Here is a 17,766-nt window from a genome sequence, read left to right as displayed (position 1 = left end):
CAACAGAACCAACCTGAGCAACTAACGCAGCTGAAGTACTGTTAGCAACGCACAGCAATACACGGAGACACATCATGGCAAGCGTAACTCTGCGCAACATCAGAAAAGCCTACGACGAAAACGAAGTGATGCGCGACATCAACCTCGATATCCTGGACGGCGAATTCGTCGTGTTCGTGGGCCCAAGCGGTTGCGGTAAATCGACGCTGATGCGGATGATCGCCGGCCTCGAAGATATCAGCGGCGGCGATCTGACCATCGACGGCACGCGCGTGAACGACGTGCCGCCCGCCAAGCGCGGCATCGCGATGGTGTTCCAGTCGTACGCGCTGTATCCGCACATGACGCTGTACGACAACATGGCGTTCGGCCTGAAACTCGCCGGCACCAAGAAGCCGGAAATCGATGCCGCCGTGCGCAACGCGGCGAAGATTCTGCACATCGACCATCTGCTCGATCGCAAGCCGAAGCAACTCTCGGGCGGTCAGCGCCAGCGCGTTGCAATCGGCCGCGCGATTACGCGCAAGCCGAAAGTGTTCCTGTTCGACGAACCATTGTCGAATCTCGACGCCGCGCTGCGTGTAAAGATGCGCCTCGAATTCGCGCGTCTGCATGACGAGCTGAAGACCACGATGATCTACGTGACGCACGATCAGGTCGAAGCCATGACGCTGGCCGACAAGATCGTCGTGCTGTCGGCGGGCAATGTGGAGCAGGTCGGCAGCCCGACCATGCTGTATCACGCGCCGGCCAATCGTTTCGTCGCCGGCTTCATCGGTTCGCCGAAAATGAACTTCATGGAAGGGGTCGTGCAATCGGTGACGCACGACGGCGTCACGGTGCGCTACGAAACCGGCGAGACGCAGCGTGTCGCGGTCGAGCCGGGCGCGGTGAAGCAGGGCGACAAGGTGACCGTCGGTATTCGTCCGGAGCATCTGCATGTGGGCACGACAGACGACGGCATCTCGGCGCGCACCATGGCGCTCGAATCGCTCGGTGACGCAGCGTATTTGTATGCAGAATCGAGCGTTTCGCCGGATGGCCTGATCGCGCGGATTCCACCGCTCGAACGGCATGCCAAGGGCGAGACGCAAAGGCTCGGCGCGACGCCGGATCACTGCCATTTGTTCGACAGCGAAGGGAAAGCATTCCAGCGTAAGATCGTTGAAGTGCTGGCCGCGTGAGTAGGTGATTGGGAAAGCGGCGGGCGCGCCGCTTTCCGCTCAGTCACATTCCCGCACCAGGAAACGCTCATGCCCGCCTACGTCGTTATTACGCGCGAGAAAACGCTCGACCCCGCCAAACTCGAGGAATACAAACAGGGTGCGCCGGCAATTTTCGAGCAGCATCCGGTGATGATGCTGGCCAGTCACGGACGCAGGGAAGTCGTGGAAGGCCCGGCGATCGAAGATATCCTGATTCTCGAATTCACGGGCTACGACGAAGCGCTCGCGTGGTATCGCAGTCCGGCCTATCAGGCGGTCAGCGAGACGCGCCGACAGGGCGCGGACTATCGGATCATCATCACGGAAGGCTTGCCGGTGTTGTAGGACGGCAGCGTACTGCCGTTAGCCACTAAGCCGCCGTCTTTGCTCGCCGCGCTCAGGCTTCCAGTGCGGCCCGTGCACACAACTCGTCAGTCACCAGTCCCGATAGCCAGCCGCCTTTGAGCACCGCAATCAGTGCTTCGCGCTTGCGCTCGCCGCCGGCAAACCCAATGGTGGGCCGCCGCGGCGGGGCGTCGAGCGCGATGCTGGTGACACGCCGGCCGGTCGGCGATTCGACGTGCGCGCCGGCTGAATCGATCGGCAGGCCGAGCATTTCCGCCACCGCACCGTTCTGTACCAGCTCTTTCACTTCCGCGGACGTGATAAAGCCGTCTTCGTGCAGCGGACAGTGCGGCCCGATATTGCCGATGCCGACGAACGCGACATCCGCCTTGGCCGACAGCGATTCGACGATCCGGTACAGCCGGTGATTGCACCACTGCGCGCGCTCGGCCTCGCTATCGGCGAGCAGCGGCGCCGGCAGCAGAAAATACTTGCCGCCGGTCTTCTCGGAAATGTGCAGCGCGACGTCATAGCGGTTCGAGGAGCCGTCCTGGGCGATCGCCCCGACCATTGATACCAACCGGTGCTGCGGACGCTCCAGCTGGGCGATCTGATCGACCGCGGCCTTTAGCGTACGGCCGCTGCTGACGGCGACCACCATCGGCTTTTCTTCGCTGAGATAGCGTTCCATGACCTGCGCGCCGGCCACGGCCAGCTTGCGGTCGACTTCCTCCGACGTATCGCTGTCGATCGGTACGACTTCGCACATGCTCAGACCGTAGCGCTTCGAGAGTTGATCGGCGAGCGAAAGACAATCGGCCAGTTTGTGATCGACGCGCACGCGGATCAGATTCTTCTCGACAGCGAAGGCGACCAGTCGCTGGGCGACCGGGCGTGACACCTGCAGTTTTTCGGCGATCTCGTTCTGGGTATTGCCGGCGACGTAGTAAAGCCACGCGGCGCGGGTAGCAAGATCTAATTTTTCTGTGGACTTGGGCACGGTGACGGTTCGCTTGAAGTGCGCCGATGATAGCAGCCGGTCCCCGCCTCTCAGTGGGAACCGGCTGCGGCTTGCCGGTTAGGCGAGCGGTTGCCGCGCGGGGTCGAATAGCGGCCGCACGTGGCGGTAGAGGGCGCGATAGGTTTCGAGCCGGTTGCGCAGTTCGGCGTGTCGTTGCGGGTTCGGCGTGAACTCCTTTTCGATCGGCGGCTTGGCCAACACCTTGGCCGGGTCGCCACCCGCGGCCAGCCAGCCGAGGCGTGCCGCGCCGAGCGCCGCGCCGGTTTCGCCGCCGCCGTGCTTGCGGGTGGCGGTGTCGAGTGCATCGGCAAGTAGTTGTGCCCAGTAATCGCTGCGCGCGCCGCCGCCGAGCAGGGACAGCGCCTTCGCTTCGGTGCCGGCCGCGCGCAATGCATCGAGGCCGTCGGTCAGTGCGAGCGTCACGCCTTCGAGCACCGCGTAGCCGAGCAACGCGCGATCGGTCGCATGGTTCATGCCGAAGAACACGCCTTGCGCGTACGGATCGTTGTGCGGCGTGCGTTCACCGGACAGATAGGGCAGAAAGAGCGGGGCCGTGGCCAACGCATCCGCTGGCAGCGCCTCGATTTCGGCGAGCAGAGTCGGTTCGTCGGTGGAGGTGAGCTTGCAGACCCAGCGCAAGCAACTTGCCGCCGAGAGCACCACGCTCATCTGATGCCAGCGATCCGGAATCGCGTGACAGAACGCGTGCACCGCGGAAGCGGGATTTGGCCGGAAACTGTCGCCGACCACGCATAAGACGCCGGACGTGCCGAGCGAGACGAAGCCGTCGCCCGGTTGCGTCGCGCCGATGCCGATCGCGCTCGTGGCGTTGTCGCCGCCGCCGGCGGCGACGATCACGCCGTCGCTCAAACCGAACTCGCGCGCCACCTCGGGCAGCAGGGTGCCTGATGGTTCACTGCCTTCGCACAAGCCCGGCATCTGCGAGCGCGTCATGTTGCACGCGGCCAGCAACGAATCGGACCAGTCGCGTTTGGCGACGTCGAGCCACAGCGTACCCGCGGCATCCGACGGATCGGAAACCTTGCCGCCGGTCAGTTGCAGGCGCAGATAGTCTTTCGGCAGCAGCACGCAGGCAGTCCGCGCGAAGATGTCCGGTTCGTGACGCGCGACCCACAACAGCTTCGGCGCGGTGAAACCAGGCATCGCGAGATTGCCGGCCACGGTGTGCAACTCCGGCGCGCGCTCGGTCAGCTCCGCGCATTCCTTGTCGCTGCGCATGTCGTTCCACAGGATCGCGGGCCGCAATACGCGGTCTTGCGCATCCAGCAGCACGGCGCCGTGCATCTGCCCCGACAGGCCGATGCCGCGAATCTGCGCAAACTCATCGGGATGTTTGGCGCGCAACGCGGCTAAAGCCGTGCGTGTGCCGGCCCACCAGTCTTCGGGATTCTGTTCGGCCCAGCGCTGATGCGGGCGCGAAACGGTAAAGGGTGAGCCTGCGGTGCCGATCACGCGTCCATCGGACGCAAGCAGCAGGACTTTCACTTCGGATGTGCCGAGGTCGATGCCGAGATACATGGGCGCGAAACCTTCGTCGTTAGGGATGCGCTACTTTAGCCGCATAGGGCAAGCGGTGCCATGCGCATTAAGCCTGGCACCGGCGTGCTTCGATGCCGCGCGGTGCACGGCGCTGAATGGCGCGATGTCCGTTGCTGCCGGTGTACGTGCGCCACATGGCGACGCCGCCGGGCGCCGTCGCAGGGATTCGCGGGTCAAGCGGCGCCGCGTTTGGCGAGCCACACGTCGACGCGCGCCAACGCGCCCGCCAACGCCGATTCCAACTCCGGCGTCTGTGCCATGCTGCCCCACAGTAGCCGGTCAGCGGCGAATGCCTGCAACGGATCGGGCGCGCTAAAGAAACCGCGGGCGACGCGCTCGTCCATCACGCCATCCTGATACGCGTACGGCAGCGTGCCGGCGTTCCAGCGTTCGAGGAAGCGGAAGAACAGCGCCGGCAACATCGCGGTCGCCGCCGGTGTGACGCCGCGCTCGAAGCATTCGGCGAGCGTCGGCGCGATAAAGCCAGGCAGCTTCGAAAAACCATCGGCCGCAACGCGCTGGTTGGTGTCCTGGATATAAGGATTGCCGAAGCGGTCGAGCACGACATCGCGATAGCGTTCGAGATCGAGCGGGCTCGGCGTAAGGCAGGGGATCACGTCTTCGGTCACGTAATCGAAGGCGAATTTGCGGACGTCCGGGTCGAGCGTGCCTTCGTGAATGTAGTTCAGTCCGACCAGCGTGCCCGCCCACGCAATGCAACTATGCGGTGCGTTGAGAATGCGGATCTTCGCTTCCTCGTAAGGCAGCACCGAGTCGACCAGTTCCGCGCCGACCTTTTCCCACGCGGGGCGTCCCGCGATGAAACGGTCCTCGATCACCCATTGGATGAAGGCTTCGCCCATCACCGGGCAAGCATCGTCGACGCCGGTGGCGGCTTTTACGCGTTCGCGCACGTCGGGCGTGGGGCGTGGTGTGATGCGGTCGACCATTGAACTCGGGCACGCGGTGTTGTCGTCGAACCATTGCGCCAGTTCGTTCGCGCCGCGCCGTTCGAGAAACTCGCTCATGCCCGCATGAAAACGCTCGCCGTTGCTGCGCAGGTTGTCGCAAGTCTGCAAGGTGACCGGGCCGGTGCCGCGCTTCATCCGCGCGTCGAGAATCGCCGCGAGCGCGCCGTAAATCGTGACGTGGCCGCCTTTCAGGTCAATCGCGAGATCGGCATTTTCGGTGTCGAGTTCGTCCTGTTCGTCGAGGTAATAGCCGCCTTCGGTGACGGTAAACGCAATGATCTTGCAGGCTGGATCGGCACCCGCTTCGATCAGCGCGTCGAGACTCTCGGTCCACGGCACCACGCGCTCGATCGAACGGATCGTCTCGTACGCGCGCTCGCCCTGCGGCGTCACGGTTTCGAGCGTATAGACGCCGTTTTGCGCGGTGAGCGCTTCGAGCACCGCATTCATGTCGCTGCGGATATTGCCGACCGTGAGCGACCAGTGCGGCTCGCCCGCCACTTTCGCCTCGTTCAACCGATGGAGATACCAGGCCTGATGCGCGCGATGAAACGATCCCGCGCCGATGTGCAGGATCACGTGTGCGGCCGTGCCGCTGCCTTGCCCGCTGTTCATGTGCGTCTCCTGAATGTCTTCGATCGCACGGCTTGGAGCGTGCGTTTTTTCGAGAGTGGAGCATTTGCTCTGTCTGTGAGCGAATGATCGTACCCGGCGAAACGAATGTCAAGGCGACGTAAGCGGCTTTTCGTGGCGCAGCGCGGCGTGACGGGACTTTCGGTGCGACGCGTGAGGCGTCCGTGGGTTATGGGACACGTCTCACCGTGCGTATTGCGTTGCACCAAATTTGACTTTCGATGCGCCAGGACTAACCCGAATGCAAAAAAGTATCGGTCCGCGGTTTCATTTCTAGTGGTGGATAAGGCTTTTGAGGGCTACTTTTCGCTATACAAGATGACGTTCAGCGGCACCCGCAACACGCCGCTTCATGGAAGGAGACGCAATGCAACCCGATCTGGAACTCGTCGCCGTGCGGCGCGACGAATCGTTCAAAGTGTGGTCGCACGGCTATCCGTATCGCACGGTGCGTTGGCACTTTCATCCGGAATACGAAATCCATCTGATCGTGGCGACGACCGGCAAGATGTTTGTCGGCGACCATATCAGTAGTTTTGTGCCGGGCAACCTCGTGTTGATGGGGCCGAACCTGCCGCATAACTGGGTCAGCGACGTGCCGGAAGGCGAGACGATTGCGCAGCGCAATCTGGTGGTGCAGTTCGGGCAGGAGTTCGTGTCGAGTTGCATGGGCAGCTTCCCGGAGTGGCGCCAGGTTGAGGCGCTGCTCGCCGACTCGCGCCGCGGTGTGTCGTTCGGCGCGCAGACGAGTGCGGCGATTCAGCCGCTGTTCCTCGAATTGCTGGCCGCGCGCGGACTGCGCCGTCTTGTGCTGTTCATGTCGATGCTCGACATCCTGATGAACGCCGAGGATCGCGAGACGCTTGCGAGCCCTGCCTACCAGGCAGACCCGACCGGATTTGCGTCGACTCGCATCAATCACGCGCTGTCGTATATCGGCAAGAACCTGTCCAACGATCTACGCGAATCGGATCTGGCGCAACTCGCCGGACAAAGCGTCAGTGCGTTCTCGCGCTACTTCCGCCGCCATACGGGCCTGCCGTTCGTGCAGTACGTGAACCGGATGCGCATCAACCTCGCGTGCCAGTTGCTCACGGACGAGGAGCTGAGTGTCACCGATATCTGCTTCAAGGCGGGCTTCAACAATCTGTCGAATTTCAACCGGCAGTTCCTGGCGGTGAAGGGCATGGCGCCATCGAAATTCCGCCACTACCAGCAACTGAACGACGCGAGCCGCGACGCCTCCGAAGAAGCGGCCGCGCGCGGCGCAGGCATCGACGATGCACCCGCGATCGTGCTTGCGCCAGGTTTGCCACGCACCGCCGCCGCTGCCTATCCACCGACGTAGTCCTCATCAGGCTTTAAGCCGAAGCGTTTCACTTCACCCGCGTTTCAACACCTATCGCGCTGTTTCCAAACAGCGTGAGGGACATGTTCACCTCATCGAATAGTTTTAATAACGGAGACAACCATGACGCAATCCACTTTAAAGCAGACATCGCTGAAGACCTTCGCGCGCAGCACGGCAGCACTCGCGACGCTCGCGTTCGGCCTGTCGTTCATCACGGCGCCGGCTGCACAGGCTGCGCCGCTGAAGATCGGCATGACGTTTCAGGAACTGAACAACCCGTACTTTGTGACGATGCAAAAAGCGCTGAACGACGCGGCTGCGTCGATTGGCGCGACCGTTGTCGTCACCGATGCGCATCACGACGTCAGCAAGCAGGTCAGCGACGTCGAAGACATGCTGCAAAAGAAGATCGACATCCTGCTCGTGAATCCGACCGATTCGACCGGCATTCAATCGGCGGTGACGTCGGCTAAAAAGGCGGGCGTCGTGGTGGTTGCCGTCGACGCGAATGCGAACGGTCCGGTCGATTCGTTCGTGGGTTCGAAGAATTTCGACGCGGGGCAGATGGCTTGTGAATATCTGGCGAAGTCGCTTGGCGGCAGCGGCGAAGTGGCGATTCTCGACGGCATTCCGGTGGTGCCGATTCTCGAACGCGTGCGCGGCTGCAAGGCGGCGCTGGCGAAAGTGCCGGGCATCAAACTCGTGGATACGCAGAACGGTAAGCAGGAACGCGCGACCGCGTTGTCTGTTACCGAGAACATGATTCAGGCGCATCCTAATCTGAAGGGCGTGTTCAGCGTGAACGACGGCGGCTCGATGGGTGCGCTCTCGGCGATCGAATCATCGGGTAAGGACATCAAGCTGACCAGCGTCGACGGTGCGCCGGAAGCGATTGCCGCGATCCAGAAGCCGAATTCGAAGTTCATCGAAACGTCCGCGCAATTCCCGGCCGACCAGGTGCGTATCGCGCTCGGCATTGCGCTCGCGAAGAAGTGGGGCGCCAATGTGCCGAAAACCATTCCGGTCGACGTGAAGATGATCGACAAGAGCAATGCCAAGGGTTTCAGCTGGTAAGTCGAATGCGCGCCGCTGCGTTTGATAAGCGCGGCGGCGCGCAGCAGAGGAGGACCCGATGCACACGATACTCAAGCTCGACAACATCACCAAAAGCTTTCCAGGTGTGAAGGCGCTGCAAGGCATTCACCTGGAAATCGCGCGCGGCGAGATTCACGCCTTGCTCGGCGAAAACGGCGCCGGCAAATCGACGTTGATGAAGATCCTGTGCGGCATCTATCAGCCGGACGAAGGCACGATTACCATTGCCGGCGACGTGCGCCACTTCACGAACTATCACGACGCGGTTGCCGCGGGCGTCGGCATTGTGTTTCAGGAGTTCAGCCTGATCCCGTATCTGAACGCGGTGGAGAACATGTTTCTCGGCCGTGAGTTGAAGAACGGTTTTGGTTTGCTCGAACGCGGCAAGATGCGGCGCGCGGCAGCCGCGATTTTTCAGCGACTAGGCGTGGCGATCGACTTGTCGGTGCCGATTCGCGAACTGTCGGTCGCGCAGCAGCAGTTTGTTGAAATTGGCAAGGCGTTGTCGTTGGAAGCACGCATTCTGATTCTGGATGAACCGACCGCGACGCTGACCCCGGCCGAAGCCGAGCATCTGTTCGCCATCATGCGTGATCTGAAGACGCAAGGTGTCGCGATGATCTTCATCTCGCACCACCTCGAAGAGATTTTCGAAGTATGCGATCGCATTACGGTGCTGCGCGACGGTCAATACGTCGGCATGACCGAGGTAGCGGAATCCGATGTGAGCCATCTCGTGGAAATGATGGTGGGGCGCCGCATCGAAAACAGTTTTCCGCCGAAGCCGCCGCTGCGCGCCGATGCGAAGATCGTGCTCGCGGTCGAAAAACTGCAATTGCTCAAAGACAGCCCGATGCTGAGCTTCAATTTGCGTGAGGGCGAGATTCTCGGCTTTGCGGGACTGGTTGGTTCGGGCCGCACGGAAACCGCGCTGGCCGTGATCGGTGCGGACCCGGCTTATGTGAAAGAAATTCGCATCAATGGTGCGGCCGCAAAACTATCCGATCCTGCCGATGCGTTGCGCGCCGGTGTCGGTATTCTGCCGGAGAGCCGCAAGACCGAAGGCCTGATCACCGATTTCTCGATCAAGCAGAACATCTCGATCAACAACCTCGGCAAATATCGCTCACTGCGTTTCTTCATTGATCAACGCAGCGAAGCGCGCGCCACCGCCGACATCATGAAACGTGTAGGCGTTAAAGCGCCGACGATGCACACCGAAGTCGCGACCCTTTCAGGCGGCAATCAGCAAAAGGTGGTGATCGCCCGCTGGCTGAATCACCACACCAACATTCTCATCTTCGACGAACCGACGCGTGGAATCGACGTCGGTGCCAAAGCCGAAATCTATCTGCTGATGCGCGAACTCACCGCGCGCGGCTACTCGATCATCATGATCTCGTCTGAACTGCCGGAGATTGTTGGCATGTGCGACCGCGTCGCCGTGTTCCGGCAGGGCCGCATCGAAGCGATGCTCGAAGGCGACGGGATCGACTCGAACGCCGTGATGACCTATGCAACAGCCGGCACCCGTGGAGCAACTCATGAACACGCCTAATCCCTCTTCATCGCCGAAAACTTCGACCGTCAGCAGTGACACGCCGGGCGCACCTGTGCGCTTTACGTGGGCCGCGTTGAAACGCTCGACGCTCTTCTATCCATTCATCGGTTTGCTGGTGGTCTGCATCGTGATGGTGTTCGCGAGCGACAGCTTCCTCTCCGCTGCGAATATCGAAAACGTGCTGCGCCAGGTGTCGATCAACGCGATCATCGCCGTGGGGATGACGTGCGTGATTCTGACCGGCGGTATCGATCTGTCGGTGGGCTCCGTGATGGCTTTAGCGGGCACGCTCGCGGCGGGCTTGATGGTCGCCGGGATGAATGCAGTGGCCGCGTTGGCGGTCGGCATCGCGGTCGGTTTGGGTTTTGGCGCGGCCAATGGTTTCTTCGTCGCGTTCGCCGGCATGCCGCCGATCATCGTCACGCTTGCCACGATGGGCATCGCACGCGGCCTCGCACTGATCTACACCGGTGGCTATCCGATTGACGGCCTGCCTGACTGGGTCAGCTTCTTCGGCAGCGGCAAGATCCTGGGCATCCAGGCGCCGGTTGTGATCATGGTGGTCATCTATGCAATTGCGTGGGTGTTGCTCGAACGCATGCCGTTCGGCCGCTACGTGTACGCGATTGGCGGCAACGAACAGGCGACGCGTCTGTCCGGCGTACGTGTGGCGCGCGTGAAACTGATTGTTTATTCGATTGCCGGTTTGACCTCCGCTTTCGCCGCCATCGTGTTGACCGCGCGCTTGATGAGTGGCCAGCCGAACGCGGGCGTCGGCTTCGAACTCGATGCCATTGCCGCTGTGGTGATGGGCGGCACCTCGATCTCCGGCGGACGCGGTTCGATCATCGGTACGCTGATCGGTGCGCTCCTACTGGGCGTGTTGAACAACGGCCTGAACATGGTCGGCGTGAATCCCTACGTGCAGAACGTGATCAAGGGCGGAATCATTTTGCTGGCGATCTACATCAGCCGCGACCGTAGAAAGTAACTCCTAAACGACCTCTTTTAGCAGGACCATGCAATGACTCAATCCACTGAATCCACTCAATCCGATCAGCAGGAAATGACGGCGATTGTCTGCCATGCACCGAAAGACTATCGCGTCGAACAGGTGTCCAAGCCCAAGGCGCGAGCGCATGAACTGGTGATCCGCATCGCCGCGTGCGGCATCTGCGCGAGCGATTGCAAATGCCATTCGGGCGCGAAGATGTTTTGGGGTGGCCCGAGTCCGTGGGTCAAAGCGCCGGTGATTCCGGGCCACGAGTTTTTCGGTTTCGTCGAAGAAATCGGCGAGGGTGCGGCCGATCACTTCGGCGTGAAGATCGGCGATCGCGTGATTGCCGAACAGATTGTGCCGTGCGGCAAGTGCCGATATTGCAAATCCGGCCAGTACTGGATGTGTGAGGTGCACAACATCTTCGGCTTTCAGCGCGAAGTCGCGGACGGCGGGATGGCCGAGTACATGCGTATTCCGCCGACGGCGATCGTCCACAAGATTCCCGATGGCATCTCGCTCGAAGATGCCGCTATCATCGAACCGCTGGCGTGTGCGATCCACACGGTGAATCGCGGCGAGTTGCAACTCGATGATGTGGTGGTGATCGCGGGCGCGGGTCCGCTTGGTTTGATGATGACGCAAATCGCGCATTTGAAGACGCCAAAGAAACTCGTCGTGATCGATCTGGTTGAAGAACGCCTGGCGCTTGCACGCGAATACGGCGCGGATGTGACGATCAACCCGAAGCAGGACGATGCGTTGGCGATCATTCATTCGCTGACCGACGGCTATGGTTGCGACGTTTACATCGAAACGACCGGCGCACCGATCGGCGTGAATCAGGGCATGGACCTGATTCGCAAGCTTGGGCGCTTCGTCGAGTTTTCGGTGTTCGGTGCAGATACGACGCTGGACTGGTCGGTGATCGGCGATCGCAAGGAGCTCGATGTGCGGGGCGCGCATCTCGGACCATACTGTTATCCGATTGCGATCGATCTGCTGGCGCGCGGACTGGTTACGTCGAAAGGCATCGTCACGCACGGCTTTTCGTTAGAAGAATGGGACGAGGCGATCAAGGTCGCCAACTCGCTCGATTCGATCAAGGTGTTAATGAAGCCGCGCGCCTGAGGGTTTAGCGCAGCGCGGGTCAGGGACGAGCGGCACATAAACGGAGACTGTATGGATTACGTCATCGGCGTCGATATCGGCACGCAGAGCACCAAGGCACTGCTGGTCGATCAGCACGGCGCGATCGTCGCGCAGCATGCGTCGAGCTATCAGCCGGATACGCCCAAGCCGCTATGGGCAGAACAATGGCCCGCGGTGTGGTTGAAGGCGGTGGTGGAATGCGTCGCGGCGTGCGTCGACAAGGCGAAGGAGGCGGGCGTCGCGGCGAAGTCGATCAAGGCGCTGTGTGTGAGCAGTCTGTATGGCGGCTCGGGGATTCCCGTCGATTGCGATATGCGGCCGCTTTATCCGTGTCTGATCTGGATGGACCGGCGCGCGACCGATCAGGTTGAGTGGGTGCGTGAAAACATCGATCTCGAGCGGCTGTATGCGATCACGGGAAACGGTGTGGATAGTTACTACGGCTACACGAAGATGCTGTGGCTGCGCGATCATGAACCGGATGTGTGGGCGCATACGCGTTACTTCCTGCCGCCCAATGCCTATGTGATTTATATGCTGACCGGTGAGGTCGCCGTCGATCATAGTTCGGCGGGCAACATCGGCGGTATCTACGACATCGCCAAACGCGACTGGTCGGATGAAGCACTCGACATGCTCGGCATTCCCGCGACGATGATGCCGGAGCGGCTGGTGGAATCGTCCGAAGTGGTGGGTGGCTTGTTGTCGCAGTGGACCGAACAACTTGGATTAGAGGCCGGCACGGCGATCGTCGCGGGTGGCGTCGATGCGGCGGTGGCGACATTTGCCGCGGGTGTCACGCGCGCCGGACAGCACGTTGCAATGATCGGCACGAGTATGTGCTGGGGGTATATCAATCAGACTGTCGACGCGCGGCATGGCTTGATCAGCATGCCGCATGTGTTCAACGGTCAGCGCGATATTTATGTATTTGGCGGCGCGATTACGGCGGGTGCTTCGGTGACGTGGTATCGCGAGCAATTCTGTCATGCGGAGACTGAGGCCGCACGCGCGATGCCGAATGGGGATCCGCATCGGTTGCTGGAAGAGAGTGCTTCTCAGATACCGGCGGGTTCGGATGGTGTGATGTTCTTGCCATATTTGATGGGTGAACGAAGCCCCGTTTGGGATGCGAAGGCGAGTGGGGCGTTTGTCGGCTTGAGCCTGTTTCACACGCGAGCGCATTTGTATCGTGCGGTGTTGGAAGGCGTGTCGTTCGCGTTGAAACACAACATCGAAGCGGGACGTAAAGGCGCGCAATCGTTGGACGACAAGTTGATTGTAGTGGGCGGGGCGGCGCACTCGGATCTCTGGATGCAGATCATCGCGGACATTACTGGCTATCCGGTGTATACGATCGAGCAGGAAGTGGAAGCCGCGATGGGGGCCGCGCTGTTGGCCGGTGTTGGCGTCGGTCTCGTATCGCGCGAAGAAGCGCAGGGCGGATGGGTGACGTTGATCGAACGAGCGGAACCGAACGCGCAACGAATGGCTTTGTACGAACAGCGATTTGATATTTATACGGATTTGTATCCGGCGTTGAAGCCGGTCATGCATCGATTGCAGACATCATGAATGCTACTTTTGATTTTTCTGGCCGCTCGATTCTGGTGACGGGTGCATCGAGCGGCATTGGACGGGCGACGGTCGAGGCATTGTGCGCGTCTGGTGCGAGTGTGGTGGCCGCGGCGCGCAATGTGAATGAGCTCGCGCGACTGGCTGAGGAAACGGGATGCGAACCGTTGACGCTCGACGTAAGCGACGAAGCCGCTATCGATGATGCTTTGGGTTCACTGGAGGCGTTCAATGGGCTCGTGAACTGCGCGGGGATTGCTTTGCTTGAGCGGGCGGTGGATACGACCGGCGCGAGTTTCGATCGTGTGATGGGGGTGAACGCGCGTGGCGCAGTACTGGTTGCGAAGCATGTGGCCCGCGGGATGATCGATGCGAAGCTTGCTGGCAGTATCGTGAATGTTTCCAGTCAGGCTGCGCTTGTGGCGCTGGATGACCATTTGAGTTATTCGGCTTCCAAGGCGGCGCTTGATGCTGTTACGCGTGCTTTGTGCATCGAACTGGGGCCCCACGGCATTCGGGTGAATAGCGTTAATCCGACGGTGACTTTGACGCCGATGGCCGTGCAGGCGTGGAGTGATCCTGCGAAGCGCGATCCGGCTTTGAAGGCGATTCCTTTGCGGCGATTCGCCGAGTCTGCTGAGGTCGCTGCACCGATTATGTTTTTGTTGAGCGACGCGGCTTCGATGATTAGTGGGGTTTGCTTGCCGATTGATGGAGGGTATACGGCGAGGTGATTGGTTTGGCTGCTACGGATTATTGACGGCACGTCCACTGTGTAACGGCGAATCGCGTCTGGGACGTCACTGCACTCGCAGGGCAGCCAATACGCGAATCGGCGACGAATTGATGGTCGGCGATACTGCACGCAGCACGTCCCCGTCATCTTGGCTAGACACTTTTGTACTCGCCACCTTCCTTGAATGCCCCCGATGAGGGCGTTGTTGGGGTGCCCGCTTAGCGGCGACCCATCCCCTGATGCTTCCGATTTCGGCCGGTTTGTGAAGATGTGTCGCGCAACCGATATTTTCAGAGTGTTCCTATTCTAGTTTCAGCTCTCCTTGATGCGACGTCGAATTATTACGCAATTCTAACGACGTATTACAGAAGGGAGATGTATGAGAACAAAAATCTCATCTTGCTGGCTCGGCGGCAAGCTAGCCCGCCTAGTGTCCTCGTGTGCCTTGTTATTAGTGGCTTCTACTGCGCATGCAGACGACTGCTGGACGCTTTACTCGAAATCAGGTGCGACGCCAGGTACAGCGAGCTGTCGGCTGGACGTCGCAAGCAATACTCCAAGCGGCATGGGCAGTTACGGATGTAGAAACGACATTGCGGCGATTGACGAGTGGTGCGCCACGCCTACGGACCCTGACGAATCTTGTCCGGTTGCCGATCCGGTGTATTCGGCCAATGGCAAGGTGACTCTCTCTGAGAACGATTTCCGCAGCGGCGATGGAATGCCACTGACATTCACTCGAAGCTATCTATCCTCACCGCTTCTCAAATCGGCTAGCGCCATGGGGCCGGTATGGATGAATAACTGGCAGCGACGACTCAACGTTGCCGGGACCAGCGGCAGTTCACCTCAAGTCATTGTCTATCGCGCAAACGGCCAACCGCTCACTTTCCTACTTACCAACGGACAGTGGAAAACGTCCAGTTTCAGTGGGCTCGCTCTCGCTCAGAACAGCTCTGGATGGGTTTTGACGGACCTAACGACAGACACCGCTGAGTCGTATTCAGTACAAGGTGTCCTGCTGTCTGAAACAACACATACCGGGTTCACTCGAACGCTTTCGTATGACGGCGCGGGGCGGCTCACGGCCATCAACCAGCGTGCGGCAGGTGCGGTTCCGAAGTATGAGTTACTGTCGATCAAGCTTGAGTACGACACGTTAGGCCGGATCTACCGCATGACGGACCCAAGCGGCGGCCTTACGCAATACGGTTATGACGGAAGCAGTAACCTCGTATCGGTCACATGGCCCGACGGTTACGTACGCCGTTACGTCTACGACGACTCGCGCTTCAAGAACGCACTAACCGGTGTGATTGACGAATCCGGTTCACGGATCGCAACGTGGACATACGATGCGAGAGGGCGCGCTACCTCAGCAATGCACCCGGATACGACGCAGAACGTCCAGTTCGCCTACGGCAACGGCTCGACCACTATTTCGTGGACGGACGGTTCCGGCACGATTAACTTCGCGTCAATCGCTGGCATGTTACGCATGACGGGTGGCAGTACGGCCGATGGCACCGAGAGCCGGACGTTGGACTCGAGCGGGAACCTGCTACAAAAAACTGCACCGGACGGAAGCGCGGCATATTCGTACGACGCCGCGGGTCGACCGGTTCGAGCCGCGGTGAGTAGTGCTAGTGGCACGGTGATAACGTCAGTGCGCTACGCCGATGCGACGAGCCTGCACCCGTCACTTGTTGCAACTCCGGGCAAGATGCGTGCGTTCGTGTATGACGCAGGTGGTAACGTCACTGGATACAGCGAGTTCGATACGTCTGACACGACAGGCGCGAGCGGTTTCGATGCTACTGGCACGGGCAACAAGTTGACTGTTGGTGCGCGCTACGATGCCAATAACCGCCTGGCGCAAGCAACTGTCTATGTGAATGGTGTCAAAACCGAAGACTGGGTGTATTTCCCAGATGAAACGGGGAATCTACAGACCGCTCAGGAGTTGGTCTCACGTTGGCTACTTGGTGCAGTCGATCGCGACGCGTCGAACCGTGTCACGAGAGCCACCGGCAACTATCGTGAAGCGCGCTTCACGTATGACAAACGCGGACGCGTCAGCCGGTTCACGTACAACGAAGACGCAACTGCATTGACGGCAGGTCTGAAGCGTTTCCTGACTGTGGACTACAGCTATACGCCTGATGGTCGTGTGGGGGTCGGACTGGTACGGCGGCCAGGAACGGGGGTGCCGCGCAAGCGATATCCAGTGATGAGATTGACCAGTGGATTAATAACTATGAAACTGGTGCTGATCCTGTCGGGCCACCGGCCAATCTCTCAGGCTCGCGTAAAGCACTAAAAGCCAGCGGTACGACGGCGATCACACCTGTATGCACCGAGTGCTACGTGTTCACGAAGGCTAAGCTGGCGTGGAAGCTCTTTTACCGTGGGCTCACTGTCACCCAGACAGGTCAGCCAGTTCAGGGTGACGTGCCTGAACTGCAAATAACGGCACAGGAGCAGGTGCCTTTCCCTATCCTGATGCCCGAGCAGAACGGGCAGTCAAAACGTGCGGTGCTATATGCTCAACTCTTCCAGAACAATGGTGACTCTGATTCGGGCTTCGTCAAGTGTGCTTATGGAAAACCCATAACGAAACGCTGTCGCGAAGTTCATGAAAGATGCCAGATCAAGTGCGCGGATACGACGTTTCCGACTGGAAATCATGGCGTGAGTTTTTTCAGATGTATGAACCAGTGCAAATCAGATCAAGACTGCTAGGGAGAGTATGGTGGATAAGGAAATAGACAAGGATGTAGCGTCAGAAGTAAGCAAGCAGCTAGTAGACGCGTATTTGTCGGTCGAAAATGCGACAAAAATAATTCAGAAAAAATGCTCGAGAGATGAGTTTGAGGGGTTTCGCTCCGAGGCCGGCAGGATCGCCGGGGGGTTGTACCTTCTTCTCGAACCACTGTGGAGAGCATATCCAGACCTTGCTCCCGAAGGTCTGGTCATGATTCCACCAAAGAAAAAAAGTAAGAAGTAAACCAAAAAAGACGCGAATTCGCGCCTTTTGCTTTGCAGCGGCACGATTGCCGCTGTTTCACCCTAGTGCTTCACTTCTGCCTTTTGCGCCTCAGCTCGCGTACGCGCCGCAGTCTTTACACGCTCCTGCTTACGCGTTACAGCTTTGTCCACCGCAGCTTCGGCTTCAGCTGCAGCTTCGCCTGCTTCTCGTCCCGCCTCCGCAGCGTCCGAAAGAAGTTTCGTCGCAAGCTTGGCGGTGATGCGACTGTGAGCAACCCCTTTCGCATCGAGCGCGATCACCTGGTACAGATCGCGGTCGCATTCAACTTCCTGCTGATATTGCTCGACGGTATAGAGCAGGTGTTCCAGCAGGTTGCGCTCACGGCGTCTTTCCTCAACCGTCGTGGCCGGGCATCGCGTGATGCTTGCCGCGAGATCAATCAGTGTTCGAAGCTGCCGGATTTGTCGGTCGCATGCTCCAAACGCCGACAGTGCAAGTTTTTCATACTGGAGTGCATCAACAGGCTGGCGTGATGCAGGTTGAGTTTTCTTGGTGGTTTTGGCCATGTGCGATTT

General features: G+C 59.9%; 14 protein-coding genes. 10 read left to right on the top strand and 4 right to left on the bottom strand.

The genetic code is table 11. The features are described from left to right. The first annotated feature begins 74 nt into the window (after positions 1-74). Both PQQ52_RS03075 and PQQ52_RS03070 read left to right on the top strand, forming a co-directional pair. Positions 75-1,184 carry an ABC transporter ATP-binding protein gene (locus PQQ52_RS03075; protein WP_408206696.1) on the top strand — a complete coding sequence of 370 codons (1,110 nt, stop codon included), beginning with the start codon at positions 75-77 and terminating at the stop codon, positions 1,182-1,184. Between the two features lie 69 nt (positions 1,185-1,253). Continuing rightward, on the top strand, positions 1,254-1,550 hold the full coding sequence (locus PQQ52_RS03070) for a DUF1330 domain-containing protein (protein WP_408206694.1): 297 nt from the start codon (positions 1,254-1,256) through the stop codon (positions 1,548-1,550). 52 nt (positions 1,551-1,602) lie between these two features. Here PQQ52_RS03070 and PQQ52_RS03065 read toward each other — a convergent pair whose 3' ends face one another. From PQQ52_RS03065 to dalD, 3 genes are all read right to left on the bottom strand, one after another. After that, positions 1,603-2,550 carry a sugar-binding transcriptional regulator gene (locus tag PQQ52_RS03065; RefSeq protein WP_408206692.1) on the bottom strand — a complete coding sequence of 316 codons (948 nt, stop codon included), beginning with the start codon at positions 2,548-2,550 and terminating at the stop codon, positions 1,603-1,605. A gap of 78 nt (positions 2,551-2,628) precedes the next feature. Then, positions 2,629-4,110: a xylulokinase gene (xylB, locus tag PQQ52_RS03060; RefSeq protein ID WP_408206690.1), complete on the bottom strand. Its 1,482-nt coding sequence runs from the start codon at positions 4,108-4,110 to the stop codon at positions 2,629-2,631. A gap of 194 nt (positions 4,111-4,304) precedes the next feature. Continuing rightward, positions 4,305-5,717, bottom strand: coding sequence for a D-arabinitol 4-dehydrogenase (gene dalD, locus PQQ52_RS03055; protein ID WP_408206688.1), 1,413 nt, complete (start codon positions 5,715-5,717; stop codon positions 4,305-4,307). Positions 5,718-6,102: 385 nt separating this feature from the next. Between dalD and PQQ52_RS03050 the strand changes: the two genes are divergently transcribed. From PQQ52_RS03050 to PQQ52_RS03015, 8 genes are all read left to right on the top strand, one after another. Further along, on the top strand, positions 6,103-7,083 hold the full coding sequence (locus tag PQQ52_RS03050; RefSeq protein ID WP_408206686.1) for an AraC family transcriptional regulator: 981 nt from the start codon (positions 6,103-6,105) through the stop codon (positions 7,081-7,083). 123 nt (positions 7,084-7,206) lie between these two features. Next, a complete protein-coding gene (locus PQQ52_RS03045; RefSeq protein WP_408206684.1) occupies positions 7,207-8,160 on the top strand; it encodes an ABC transporter substrate-binding protein in 954 nt (317 codons plus the stop codon). Positions 8,161-8,218: 58 nt separating this feature from the next. Further along, positions 8,219-9,739 carry a sugar ABC transporter ATP-binding protein gene (locus tag PQQ52_RS03040; protein WP_408206682.1) on the top strand — a complete coding sequence of 507 codons (1,521 nt, stop codon included), beginning with the start codon at positions 8,219-8,221 and terminating at the stop codon, positions 9,737-9,739. Continuing rightward, positions 9,726-10,733: an ABC transporter permease gene (locus PQQ52_RS03035; RefSeq protein WP_408206680.1), complete on the top strand. Its 1,008-nt coding sequence runs from the start codon at positions 9,726-9,728 to the stop codon at positions 10,731-10,733. The genes PQQ52_RS03040 and PQQ52_RS03035 overlap by 14 nt, the downstream gene beginning before the upstream one ends. Positions 10,734-10,766: 33 nt before the next feature. Continuing rightward, positions 10,767-11,870 carry an alcohol dehydrogenase catalytic domain-containing protein gene (locus PQQ52_RS03030; RefSeq protein WP_408206678.1) on the top strand — a complete coding sequence of 368 codons (1,104 nt, stop codon included), beginning with the start codon at positions 10,767-10,769 and terminating at the stop codon, positions 11,868-11,870. Positions 11,871-11,921: 51 nt separating this feature from the next. Then, positions 11,922-13,466: an FGGY-family carbohydrate kinase gene (locus PQQ52_RS03025; protein ID WP_408206676.1), complete on the top strand. Its 1,545-nt coding sequence runs from the start codon at positions 11,922-11,924 to the stop codon at positions 13,464-13,466. Then, on the top strand, positions 13,463-14,200 hold the full coding sequence (locus tag PQQ52_RS03020) for an SDR family oxidoreductase (protein ID WP_408206674.1): 738 nt from the start codon (positions 13,463-13,465) through the stop codon (positions 14,198-14,200). The genes PQQ52_RS03025 and PQQ52_RS03020 overlap by 4 nt, the downstream gene beginning before the upstream one ends. 381 nt (positions 14,201-14,581) lie before the next feature. Beyond that, a complete protein-coding gene (locus PQQ52_RS03015) occupies positions 14,582-16,522 on the top strand; it encodes a DUF6531 domain-containing protein (protein ID WP_408206672.1) in 1,941 nt (646 codons plus the stop codon). A gap of 749 nt (positions 16,523-17,271) precedes the next feature. On the opposite strand, the gene PQQ52_RS03010 is transcribed toward PQQ52_RS03015, so the two are convergent. Further along, entirely contained in the window at positions 17,272-17,757 is a 486-nt protein-coding gene (locus PQQ52_RS03010) for a hypothetical protein (RefSeq protein ID WP_408206670.1), read from the bottom strand. Positions 17,758-17,766: the final 9 nt, after the last annotated feature.

This window comes from Paraburkholderia sediminicola, assembly GCF_046030555.1.
Lineage (GTDB): Bacteria > Pseudomonadota > Gammaproteobacteria > Burkholderiales > Burkholderiaceae > Paraburkholderia > Paraburkholderia sediminicola_E.
Note: the sequence above shows the minus strand (reverse complement) of the source record. Positions and strands in the feature narration are given on the sequence as shown.

What these genes read in the sequence shown, in the direction of transcription:
- PQQ52_RS03010 (WP_408206670.1), bottom strand. Translation starts at nt 17,757, where the DNA reads ATGGCCAAAACCACCAAGAAAACTCAACCTGCATCACGCCAGCCTGTT.
- PQQ52_RS03020 (WP_408206674.1), top strand. Translation starts at nt 13,463, where the DNA reads ATGAATGCTACTTTTGATTTTTCTGGCCGCTCGATTCTGGTGACGGGT.
- PQQ52_RS03070 (WP_408206694.1), top strand. Translation starts at nt 1,254, where the DNA reads ATGCCCGCCTACGTCGTTATTACGCGCGAGAAAACGCTCGACCCCGCC.
- xylB (WP_408206690.1), bottom strand. Translation starts at nt 4,110, where the DNA reads ATGTATCTCGGCATCGACCTCGGCACATCCGAAGTGAAAGTCCTGCTG.
- PQQ52_RS03030 (WP_408206678.1), top strand. Translation starts at nt 10,767, where the DNA reads ATGACTCAATCCACTGAATCCACTCAATCCGATCAGCAGGAAATGACG.
- PQQ52_RS03045 (WP_408206684.1), top strand. Translation starts at nt 7,207, where the DNA reads ATGACGCAATCCACTTTAAAGCAGACATCGCTGAAGACCTTCGCGCGC.
- dalD (WP_408206688.1), bottom strand. Translation starts at nt 5,717, where the DNA reads ATGAACAGCGGGCAAGGCAGCGGCACGGCCGCACACGTGATCCTGCAC.
- PQQ52_RS03040 (WP_408206682.1), top strand. Translation starts at nt 8,219, where the DNA reads ATGCACACGATACTCAAGCTCGACAACATCACCAAAAGCTTTCCAGGT.
- PQQ52_RS03015 (WP_408206672.1), top strand. Translation starts at nt 14,582, where the DNA reads ATGAGAACAAAAATCTCATCTTGCTGGCTCGGCGGCAAGCTAGCCCGC.
- PQQ52_RS03035 (WP_408206680.1), top strand. Translation starts at nt 9,726, where the DNA reads ATGAACACGCCTAATCCCTCTTCATCGCCGAAAACTTCGACCGTCAGC.
- PQQ52_RS03025 (WP_408206676.1), top strand. Translation starts at nt 11,922, where the DNA reads ATGGATTACGTCATCGGCGTCGATATCGGCACGCAGAGCACCAAGGCA.
- PQQ52_RS03075 (WP_408206696.1), top strand. Translation starts at nt 75, where the DNA reads ATGGCAAGCGTAACTCTGCGCAACATCAGAAAAGCCTACGACGAAAAC.
- PQQ52_RS03050 (WP_408206686.1), top strand. Translation starts at nt 6,103, where the DNA reads ATGCAACCCGATCTGGAACTCGTCGCCGTGCGGCGCGACGAATCGTTC.